We start from the raw sequence: 10,668 nt of genomic DNA, 5'->3' as shown, positions 1-10,668 counted from the left end.
TTGTCGATCTGGTCGTACGCTGTGAACGTCGCGCCGCCGGCCTCCGCCAGAACCTTCGTGATCGCAGCCGTCAGCGACGTCTTGCCATGGTCAACGTGACCAATCGTTCCGATGTTGCAGTGCGGCTTGTTGCGCTGAAACTTTTCCTTCGCCATCGTGGCACCCGTTCCTTTGATATTCCAAAATTCGTTTTAGTGGGTTCAGGCGTATTTCGCCTGAACCTCGGCAGCCACGTTCGACGGCACCTGCTCGTAGTGATCGAACTGCATGGTGTAGCTCGCACGTCCCTGGCTCATGCCGCGCAGGGTGTTCACGTAGCCGAACATGTTGGCGAGCGGGACCATCGCATTGATGACCACGGCGTTGCCGCGCATGTCCTGACCCTGGATCTGGCCACGACGGGAGTTCAAGTCACCGATGACCGAGCCCGTGTAGTCTTCAGGGGTCGTGACTTCGACCTTCATCACCGGCTCGAGCAGAACCGATCCACCCTTCTGCAGGGCCTCACGGAGCGCAGCGCGAGAAGCGATTTCGAAGGCCAGAGCCGACGAGTCGACTTCGTGGAAGGCACCGTCGATGAGCTCGACCTTGAGATCGACCACCGGGAAGCCGGCGACGACGCCAGCGCCCACGACCGACTGGAGGCCCTTTTCGACGCCCGGGATGTATTCCTTCGGAACAGCACCACCGATGATCTTGGAGTCGAAGGAGAAACCTGCACCCGTCTCGTTCGGCTGGACGACCAGCTTCACGCGAGCGAACTGACCAGTACCGCCAGTCTGCTTCTTGTGGGTATAGTCCACCTCGGTCTTCTTCGTGACCGTCTCGCGGTAGGCCACCTGAGGAGCGCCGACATTCGCTTCGACCTTGTAGGTCCGACGGAGAATGTCGACCTTGATGTCGAGGTGAAGTTCGCCCATGCCCTTCAGGATCGTCTGACCGGATTCCTGATCGGTGGAAACGCGGAAGGACGGGTCCTCGGCAGCGAGCTTCGAGAGAGCCAGACCAAGCTTTTCCTGGTCGGCCTTCGACTTCGGCTCGATGGCGATTTCGATCACCGGCTCCGGGAACTCCATGCGCTCGAGGATCACGGGCTTGGCCGGATCGCAGAGCGTGTCGCCGGTGCGGACTTCCTTGAGGCCAGCAAGAGCGACGATGTCGCCGGCATAGGCCTCTTTGATGTCTTCGCGGTTGTTCGCATGCATGAGAAGCATGCGGCCGACGCGCTCTTTCTTGTCGCGAGACGAGTTGAGCAGCGTTTCGCCGGCATTCACCTTGCCCGAATAGACGCGGCAGAAGGTGATGGTGCCCACGAAGGGATCGTCCATGATCTTGAAGGCGAGCATGGAGAAGCCTTCGTCGTCCTTCGGCCTACGGATCGTCGGCTCTTCGGTCTTGAAGTCGATGCCCTGGATAGCTTCACGGTCGGCAGGCGACGGCAGGAAGTCCACGACCGCATCGAGAAGCGGCTGAACGCCCTTGTTCTTGAACGCCGAACCGCAGAGAACCGGGTGGAACGCACGGCGCTGCACGGCGGTGCGGACCAGACGGCGCAGGGTCGCGTCGTCAGGCTCCTGACCATCGAGGTAGGCGACCATGGCGTCATCGTCCATCTCGACGGCGGCTTCGATGAGCTTTCCGCGATACTCGATCGCCTGATCCTTCAGGTCGGCCGGGATCTCGACTTCGTCGAAAGAAGCGCCGAGCGCCTCACCCGACCAAACGAGGGCCTTCATCTTGATGAGGTCGATCACGCCCTTGAAGTCGCTCTCAGCGCCGATGGGGAGCTGAAGGCAGACGGGCTTGCCGGCAACGCGCTTGATGATGTCTTCGACGCAGTTGAAGAAATTCGCGCCGGTCTTGTCCATCTTATTGACGAACACGACACGGGGAACGTCGTACTTGTCGGCCTGACGCCAAACGGTCTCGGTCTGGGGCTCGACGCCCTGGTTGCCGTCGAGAACGCAGACGGCGCCGTCGAGCACGCGCAGCGAACGCTCGACTTCGATGGTGAAGTCGACGTGGCCGGGGGTGTCGATGATGTTCAGACGCTTGTCGTTCCAGAAGCAGGTGGTGGCAGCGGAAGTGATCGTGATGCCACGCTCCTGCTCCTGCTCCATCCAGTCCATGGTGGCGGCACCCTCGTGCACTTCACCGATCTTGTGGGACTTACCGGTGTAGTACAGGATGCGCTCAGTCGTCGTCGTCTTGCCGGCATCGATGTGCGCCATGATGCCGAAGTTACGGTAGTCCTCAATCGCGTGCGTGCGGGGCATCGCCTAAGCTCCTTGCCGTTACCAGCGATAGTGCGAGAACGCACGGTTGGCTTCAGCCATCCGGTGGGTGTCTTCGCGCTTCTTGACGGCATTGCCGCGGTTGTTCGAGGCATCGAGCAGCTCAGCGGAGAGACGCTCGATCATGGTCTTGTCATTGCGGCCGCGGGCGGCCTGGATGATCCAGCGGATCGCGAGAGCCTGACGGCGCTCCGTACGAACCTCGACCGGAACCTGGTACGTCGCACCACCAACGCGGCGGGAACGAACCTCGATCGCCGGGGCGACGTTGTCGAGGGCCTGCTTGAAGACCTCGAGCGGGTTCGCCTTGGCGCGGTTCTCGACGATGTCGAACGCACCGTAGACGATGCTTTCGGCAGCAGACTTCTTGCCGTCGTACATGATGGAATTCATGAACTTCGTAACGACGATATCACCGAACTTCGGATCCGGGATGATCTCACGCTTTTCGGCGCTATGGCGGCGGGACATGAGCTAGCTCCGACCTAAATAATGAGTGTTGACGGCTTACTTCGGMCGCTTCGCGCCGTACTTCGAACGACGCTGCTTACGATTCTTGACGCCCTGGGTRTCSAGCACRCCGCGGAGGATGTGGTAACGGACACCGGGAAGATCCTTCACACGGCCGCCGCGGATCATAACCACGGAGTGCTCTTGAAGGTTGTGGCCCTCGCCCGGGATGTACCCGATGACTTCGAAGCCGTTCGTCAGGCGGACCTTTGCGACCTTACGCAGAGCCGAGTTCGGCTTCTTCGGGGTCGTGGTATAAACGCGCGTGCACACGCCACGCTTCTGCGGGCAGGCCTCAAGCGCGGGAACCTTATTCCGGCTCTTTTGCGCCGTCCGCGGCTTGCGGATCAGCTGAGAGATCGTTGGCATCCTGTGCCCTCTTTCACCAGCCACCGACCCGGTGGCCTTTGAGTTCAACGGTTAAACGCCGCATCCTGCGTTTCTGCGGGCCTAATTCGGCTGCACAAAACGAAGCCACGCCATTGACTTGGAAAAGCCCTTGGCGCGGTGCGATTGCAGAGGACCACGATGTTTTGCACCACGGTCGTGCCCTAAATCTGACAAGTGTCAGTCAAGGTTGAGTTCGGAAGCGTTTAGGCAGCATGGGTCGAAGCTAGGCGCTTCAACTCGCTAAAACCTACGGCCAGCCGGAAAGTCCGGTCTCTCTAGCGCCCGAGTCGCGGAAAGTCAACAGGTTTCGCTAACCACCCGTAAAGGGTCCGGCCAAGATCGGGTAGCGGCTACCCTATTCTGTTAGATAGTTCTATTCTCGGCTCATGCAAGGGTATCGGCAAGGGTGCCGAGCAGCAGGAGTTGGGGCGTGGCGAGTGCAGTCATCCATTATGAGAACGAAGCCTTCGATGTGGGCCACGCGAAGCCCATGGGCCGGCACTTCGCCGGCTTCGGCTTCCTCTCAGCCTTCGCCCGCCACGCCTCGGGTCCGCAGATCACCGGACTTGTCCGCAACGTCGCGGCCGGGCAGGATTTTAGCCGTTTCGTCAAGGACTTGAACCCGGCCGCCGACCCGCGCATCGTGCTCCAGGAGCACCAGGCCGACCTTGCGAAGGTCGGCTGTCTCTTTACGCCTGCCACGATCAATGCCTCTCAGGCTTGGACCCGCGAGCTTTACGGGGCACGATCCTGGAGCCTTTGCGGCGTGAACCATACCCTGTCCTCCGACCGGACCATGGACGCGATCACGGAATGGCTCACCCTTCCGATCCAGCCTTGGGATGCAGTGATCTGCACCTCGAGCGTTTCCCGCAACGTCATCGTCAAGCTTCTGGAGCGACAGGCTGAGTATCTCAGGCAACGGGTCGGCGCGACGAAGTTCGTGACGCCCCAATTGCCGGTGATTCCCCTCGGGGTCGATTGCGACGCCCAAGCCGGATATGCGGCTCATCGGGATCAGGCCCGGGCCGCGCTCGGGCTCGCGCCGGACGAGGTGGTCGTCCTGTTCCTCGGGAGGCTGTCCTTTCACGCCAAGGCCAACCCGGCGCCCATGTATCTCGCTCTGGAACGCCTCGCCAAGAAGCACCGCCTGGTTCTCGTGGAATGCGGCTGGACGGCCAGCGATCTCATTGCCCAGGCACTGGAGACCGCACGGGCCAAGCTTTGCCCTTCGGTACGCTCGATCGTGCTCGATGGCCGCAAACAAGAAGAGCGCACGAAAGCTTGGGCTGCCGCCGATATCTTCTGCTCCCTGTCGGACAACATCCAGGAAACGTTCGGCCTAACTCCCATTGAGGCCATGGCCGCCGGCCTGCCAGTGGTGGTGACGGATTGGGACGGCTACAAGGACACGGTGCGGAATGGGACCGATGGCTTTACCGTTCCCACCTTGGCGGCGCCAGCGGGGGCCGGGCTGGACCTCTCGGTCCGTTATGCCCTGGACATTGACAGTTATGACGTCTTCATCGGCCAGGCCTCTCTCGGCATCGTGGCCGATATCGAGGCGACAGCGGCTGCCATCGACCGACTTGCTTCCGATGCCGACCTGCGCCGCAAGCTCGGCGCCAACGGCGTGGCGCGTGCACGGGAAGTCTATGACTGGAAGGTTATCGTACGCGCCTATGAAAACCTTTGGGACAATCTTGGCCGCATTCGGAAGGAAGGAGCCCCCTCGCCTGCCTCCAGCACGCCTATGTCCTATCGCCCGGCTAGGCCCGATCCTTACGATATCTTCGCCAGCTTTCCCTCTTCCATCCTCTCGCTCGACCACAGGGTTCGCCAAGAACCGGGCATCAGCCTCGACGAGGTAAAGGAACGGCTTCAGCTAAAAGTGCTTTTGGTCGATTCAGCCGCCGGCATCAGCGCGGCCTCACTCGAAACGCTTTGGCTCAACCTTGGTGCTGAGAGCGTGACAGTGAAGAACATTCTGGAAAGGAGCGCGCAAACAGAGTTCAAGCGCGCCATTCGCTCGCTCCTGTGGCTCACCAAGTTCGGTCTCGCAAAGATCGACGCGCCCGTTGGCGGAACCTGAAACGAAAGAAGCCTGAAACAGAAAAGGCCGCCCTGAGGCGGCCTTCTCGATTCTTAATCTAAGCTTTGGAAGCTTACTCGGCTGCCGGGGGCAGCTCGCTGACCTGGGCAGCCGATTCCGAGCGCTTCTGCTGGAGGATCAGCTCGTCCCGGTGGGTAGCGACAGCCTTGATCTGAGAGGTCATGGCACCCGTACCAGCCGGGATGAGGCTGCCGACGATGACGTTCTCCTTGAGGCCCTCGAGGGTATCGACCTTGCCGTTGACCGCCGCCTCGGTGAGGACGCGGGTGGTCTCCTGGAAGGACGCCGCCGAGATGAAGGAGCGGGTCTGCAGCGAGGCCTTGGTGATACCGAGCAGAACCGGCACGCCTTCGGCGGGCTTCTTCTTCTCGGACACGAGACGCTCGTTGGCCTCTTCGAACTCGAGACGATCGACCTGCTCGCCGTTGAGGAACTCGCTGTCGCCGCCGTCCGTGATCTCAACCTTCTGCAGCATCTGGCGAACGATCACCTCGATGTGCTTGTCGTTGATGAGCACGCCCTGGAGACGATAGACCTCCTGGATCTCGTTCACGAGGTAGGCTGCCAGCTCCTCGACGCCCTTGATCGCAAGGATGTCGTGCGGGGCCGGATTGCCGTCCACGATGAAGTCGCCGATTTCGACAACGTCTCCGTCCTGCAAGTGGATGTGCTTGCCCTTCGGGATCAGGTATTCCACGGCCTCCGAGCCATCGTGCGGAGTCAGGGTCAGGCGACGCTTGCTCTTGTAGTCGCGGCCGAACTGAATCGTGCCGGACTTCTCCGCGATGATGGCCGCATCCTTCGGACGACGGGCCTCGAACAGCTCCGCCACGCGCGGCAGACCGCCCGTGATGTCGCGGGTCTTGGCGCTTTCCGTCGAAACACGAACCAGCACGTCACCAGCCTTCACCTTCGAGCCGGGATCGACCGCGAGGATCGCATCCACGGGCAGAAGGTAACGGGCGTCACCGCCACGGGCGAGCTTGGCAATCTTGCCGCCCTTGCCCTCGATGATGACCGCCGGACGCAGGTCCGCCGTACGGGGGGATCCGCGCCAGTCGATGACCACGCGCTTGGTGATGCCGGTCGACTCGTCCATGGACTCGATGATCGAGCCGCCGTCCACGAGGTCTTCGTAGCCGACGATACCGTCGATCTCGGTCAGGATCGGACGGGAGTAAGGGTCCCACTCCGCGATACGCTGGCCGCGCTTGATCGTGTCGCCCTCGTCCACCTTCAGGCGGGAGCCATATTGCATGCGGTGAACCGCACGCTCGGTGCCGTCCGAGCCGGTGATCACAACAGCGACGTTGCGGCCCATGACGACGAGATCGCCGTCGGAGTTGCGCGCAATGTTCTTGTTGCGGAAGCCGATCGTGCCTTCGAAGCTCGACTCGATGAAGGACGAGTCGGCGATCTGCGYCGCACCACCGATGTGGAAGGTACGCATGGTGAGCTGGGTGCCCGGCTCACCGATGGACTGCGCGGCGATGACGCCGACAGCCTCGCCGTGGTTGACAGGCGTACCGCGAGCCAGGTCACGGCCGTAGCAGGTGGCGCAGACGCCGTTCTTGGACTCGCAGACGAGCACGGAACGGATCTTCACTTCCTGGATGCCGGCAGCGCCGATGGACTCCAGGTGATGCTCCTCGATCATCGTGCCCTTCGGCACGATCACGGTGCCGTCCTGAGCGAACAGGTCCTCGGCTGTGGAACGGCCTAGGATACGCGAGGCCAGCGACGCGACCACTTGGCCGGCGTCGATGATGGCGCGCATCTTGATGCCTCTCTCGGTGCCGCAATCCGTCTCACGGATGACCGCATCCTGCGCCACGTCCACGAGACGGCGGGTCAGGTAACCCGAGTTCGCGGTCTTGAGCGCGGTGTCGGCCAGACCCTTACGGGCGCCGTGGGTCGAGTTGAAGTACTCGAGAACGTCCAGGCCTTCCTTGAAGTTCGAGATGATCGGCGTCTCGATGATCTCGCCCGACGGCTTGGCCATGAGGCCGCGCATGGCAGCGAGCTGCTTCATCTGAGCCGGCGAACCACGAGCACCCGAGTGAGACATCATGTAGATCGAGTTGACCTGCTTGTCGCGGCCATGCTCGTCCTTCTGAACCGCGGAAATGCGGTTCATCATCTCACCGGCAAGACGATCCGAGCACTTCGCCCAGGCGTCGACGACCTTGTTGTACTTCTCACCCTGGGTGATGAGGCCGTCCTGGTACTGCTGCTCGTAATCCTTCGCGAGAGCACGGGTCTCCTCGACGATGGACCACTTGTTCTCCGGGATCACCATGTCGTCCTTGCCGAACGAGATGCCGGCACGGAACGCATTGTAGAAGCCCAGGCCCATGATGCGATCGCAGAAGATCACCGATTCCTTCTGACCGCAGTGGCGGTAGACGGCATCGATCATTCCCGAGATTTCCTTCTTCGTCATGAGCTTGTTCACGACGTCGTAGGGCAGCAGCGGGTGCTTCGGCAGAAGGCGCGAGAGCATCACGCGGCCGGCGGTGGTCTCATAGATCTTGGAGACGGGCTTGCCGTCGTCGCCGAGGCCTTCCCAGCGATAGCGGATCTTGGAGTGGAGCGTGATCACCTTCTCGTTGAGGGCATGCTCGATCTCGCCCATGTCGGAGAAGGCCTTGCCCTGGCCGGGCTGACCGTCAGAGACGATGGAGAGATAGTAGAGACCCAGAACGATGTCCTGCGACGGCACGATGATCGGCTGACCGTTGGCCGGGTGCAGGATGTTGTTGGTGGACATCATCAGCACGCGGGCTTCGAGCTGCGCCTCGAGCGAGAGCGGCACGTGGACGGCCATCTGGTCGCCGTCGAAGTCCGCGTTGAACGCGGCGCAGACGAGCGGGTGCAGCTGGATCGCCTTGCCCTCGATCAGGGTGGGTTCGAAGGCCTGGATGCCGAGGCGGTGGAGCGTCGGGGCGCGGTTGAGCAGCACCGGATGCTCGCGGATGACCTCATCCAGGATATCCCAAACCTCGGGCTTCTCCTTCTCGACGAGCTTCTTCGCCTGCTTGACGGTGGCGGACAGGCCGCGCGCGTCGAGCTTGGCGTAGATGAACGGCTTGAAGAGCTCGAGAGCCATCTTCTTGGGCAGGCCGCACTGATGGAGCTTGAGCTCCGGGCCCACCACGATGACCGAACGGCCGGAATAGTCGACACGCTTGCCGAGCAGGTTCTGACGGAAGCGGCCCTGCTTGCCCTTCAGCATGTCGGCGAGCGACTTCAGCGGACGCTTGTTGGCGCCGGTGATGACGCGGCCGCGGCGGCCGTTGTCGAACAGGGCGTCGACCGCCTCCTGCAACATGCGCTTCTCGTTGCGCACGATGATGTCCGGAGCGCGCAGCTCCATGAGCCGCTTCAGGCGGTTGTTGCGGTTGATGACGCGACGGTACAGATCGTTCAGGTCCGAGGTCGCGAAGCGGCCGCCATCGAGTGGCACGAGCGGACGTAAGTCAGGCGGGATCACCGGAACGACCGTCATGATCATCCACTCGGGCTTGTTGCCCGACTGCACGAAAGCCTCAATGATCTTGAGGCGCTTCATGAGCTTCTTGGGCTTCAGCTCGGACGTGGTGACCGCGATTTCCTCACGGATCTCCTGAGCCGTCTTCTCGAGATCGAGCTCCTGCAGGATGCGGCGGATGGCTTCCGCGCCGATCATGGCGGTGAAGCTGTCCTCGCCGAACTCGTCCTGAGCACGGATGTACTCGTCCTCGGTCAGCAGCTGACGGTCCTTGAGGGGCGACAGGCCGGCATCGACGACGATGTAGGACTCGAAATAGAGAATGCGCTCCAGATCCTTCAGGGTCATGTCGAGCAGCAGACCGATGCGGCTCGGCAGGGACTTGAGGAACCAGATGTGCGCGACGGGAGCCGCGAGCTCGATATGGCCCATGCGGTCGCGACGAACGCGCGCAAGCGTCACCTCGACGCCGCACTTCTCGCAGATCACGCCCTTGTACTTCATGCGCTTGTACTTGCCGCACAAGCACTCGTAATCCTTGATCGGGCCGAAGATCCGCGCGCAGAACAAGCCATCGCGCTCGGGCTTGAACGTGCGGTAGTTGATGGTCTCCGGCTTTTTGATTTCGCCGTAGGACCAGGACAGAATCTTCTCAGGGCTTGCGATCGAGATCTTGATCTGATCGAAGCTTTGCGGCTGGGCCGTCTGGTTGAAGAGATTCATGACCTCTTGATTCATCGCCGTCTCCTGGGCTGGAGGGCGCTAGATAAGCACCCTCGCCGGCAATTGCATGAGGCCGCGACATCAATGTCGCGGCCGAACGTCGAATTCATCAGCGCCTTGGCGCTTACTCGGCCGCCTCGGACGGAGGCAGTTGCTCCGCTTCGTTGGCAGCCTTCTTGGAGTTGGTCAGCTCCACATTGAGACCGAGCGAGCGCATTTCCTTCACGAGAACGTTGAAGCTCTCCGGAATGCCCGACTCGAAGGTGTCGTCGCCACGAACGATGGCTTCGTAGACCTTCGTACGGCCGGCCACGTCGTCCGACTTGACCGTGAGCATTTCCTGAAGGGTGTAGGCAGCGCCGTAAGCCTCGAGCGCCCAGACCTCCATTTCGCCGAAGCGCTGACCGCCGAACTGGGCCTTGCCGCCCAGCGGCTGCTGGGTAACGAGACTGTAGGGGCCGATGGAGCGGGCGTGGATCTTGTCGTCCACGAGGTGGTGCAGCTTCAGCATGTAGATGTAGCCGACAGTCACCTTGCGGTCGAAAGACTCGCCGGTCTTGCCGTCATACAGCGTGACCTGACCCGACGGATCGAGGCCTGCCTTGGCCAGCATCGCCTCGATGTCCGACTCCTTCGCGCCGTCGAAGACGGGCGTGGCGAACGGAACGCCGCGACGCAGCTTGTTGCCGAGATCCACCAGCTCCTCGTCAGAGGCCTCGTCGATTTCCGGCATGTTGCCGTAGATCGAGACGAGCTGCTCGCGCAGGCCCTTGGATTGGCCGGACTTCATGTACGCGTCGACCGCCTGGGCGACCTGCTTGCCGAGACCGGCAGCAGCCCAACCAAGGTGCGTCTCGAGGATCTGACCGACGTTCATGCGGCTCGGCACGCCGAGCGGGTTGAGCACGATATCGGCATGGGTGCCGTCCTCGAGGAACGGCATGTCCTCGATCGGGACGATGCGCGACACGACACCCTTGTTGCCGTGACGGCCGGCCATCTTGTCGCCGGGCTGGATCTTGCGCTTCACGGCCACGAAGACCTTGACCATCTTCATGACGCCGGGCGGAAGCTCGTCGCCGCGCTGCAGCTTCTCGACCTTGTCGAGGAAGCGCTGTTCAAGGCGCTTCTTCGACTCGTCGTACTGC

Annotated in this window: 7 protein-coding genes; 1 reads left to right on the top strand and 6 read right to left on the bottom strand. The window is 61.9% G+C overall.

From position 1 onward, the window contains the following. From ACXJKO_RS26520 to rpsL, 4 genes are all read right to left on the bottom strand, one after another. Positions 1-155 (bottom strand): GTP-binding protein (locus tag ACXJKO_RS26520; RefSeq protein ID WP_457094047.1); only part of this gene is annotated, 155 nt, incomplete at its 3' end. Positions 156-200: 45 nt separating this feature from the next. Next, positions 201-2,276, bottom strand: coding sequence for an elongation factor G (gene fusA, locus ACXJKO_RS26515; RefSeq protein ID WP_457094046.1), 2,076 nt, complete (start codon positions 2,274-2,276; stop codon positions 201-203). Positions 2,277-2,294: 18 nt separating this feature from the next. Further along, positions 2,295-2,765, bottom strand: coding sequence for a 30S ribosomal protein S7 (gene rpsG / locus ACXJKO_RS26510; RefSeq protein ID WP_457094045.1), 471 nt, complete (start codon positions 2,763-2,765; stop codon positions 2,295-2,297). Positions 2,766-2,801: 36 nt separating this feature from the next. Further along, on the bottom strand, positions 2,802-3,173 hold the full coding sequence (rpsL, locus tag ACXJKO_RS26505) for a 30S ribosomal protein S12 (RefSeq protein WP_009764294.1): 372 nt from the start codon (positions 3,171-3,173) through the stop codon (positions 2,802-2,804). Between the two features lie 451 nt (positions 3,174-3,624). Between rpsL and ACXJKO_RS26500 the strand changes: the two genes are divergently transcribed. Beyond that, positions 3,625-5,286, top strand: coding sequence for a glycosyltransferase family 4 protein (locus ACXJKO_RS26500; protein ID WP_457094044.1), 1,662 nt, complete (start codon positions 3,625-3,627; stop codon positions 5,284-5,286). Between the two features lie 73 nt (positions 5,287-5,359). Here ACXJKO_RS26500 and rpoC read toward each other — a convergent pair whose 3' ends face one another. Beyond that, complete coding sequence (rpoC, locus tag ACXJKO_RS26495) at positions 5,360-9,535, bottom strand: DNA-directed RNA polymerase subunit beta' (RefSeq protein ID WP_457094043.1); 4,176 nt, start codon at positions 9,533-9,535, stop codon at positions 5,360-5,362. 109 nt (positions 9,536-9,644) lie between these two features. Then, positions 9,645-10,668 (bottom strand): DNA-directed RNA polymerase subunit beta (locus ACXJKO_RS26490; RefSeq protein WP_457094042.1); only part of this gene is annotated, 1,024 nt, incomplete at its 5' end.

The organism is Microvirga sp. P5_D2 (assembly GCF_054049475.1).
Note: the sequence above shows the minus strand (reverse complement) of the source record. Positions and strands in the feature narration are given on the sequence as shown.

Coding starts and splice junctions, on each gene's coding strand:
- fusA (WP_457094046.1), bottom strand. CDS start 2,276: ATGCCCCGCACGCACGCGATTGAGGACTACCGTAACTTCGGCATCATG.
- rpsG (WP_457094045.1), bottom strand. CDS start 2,765: ATGTCCCGCCGCCATAGCGCCGAAAAGCGTGAGATCATCCCGGATCCG.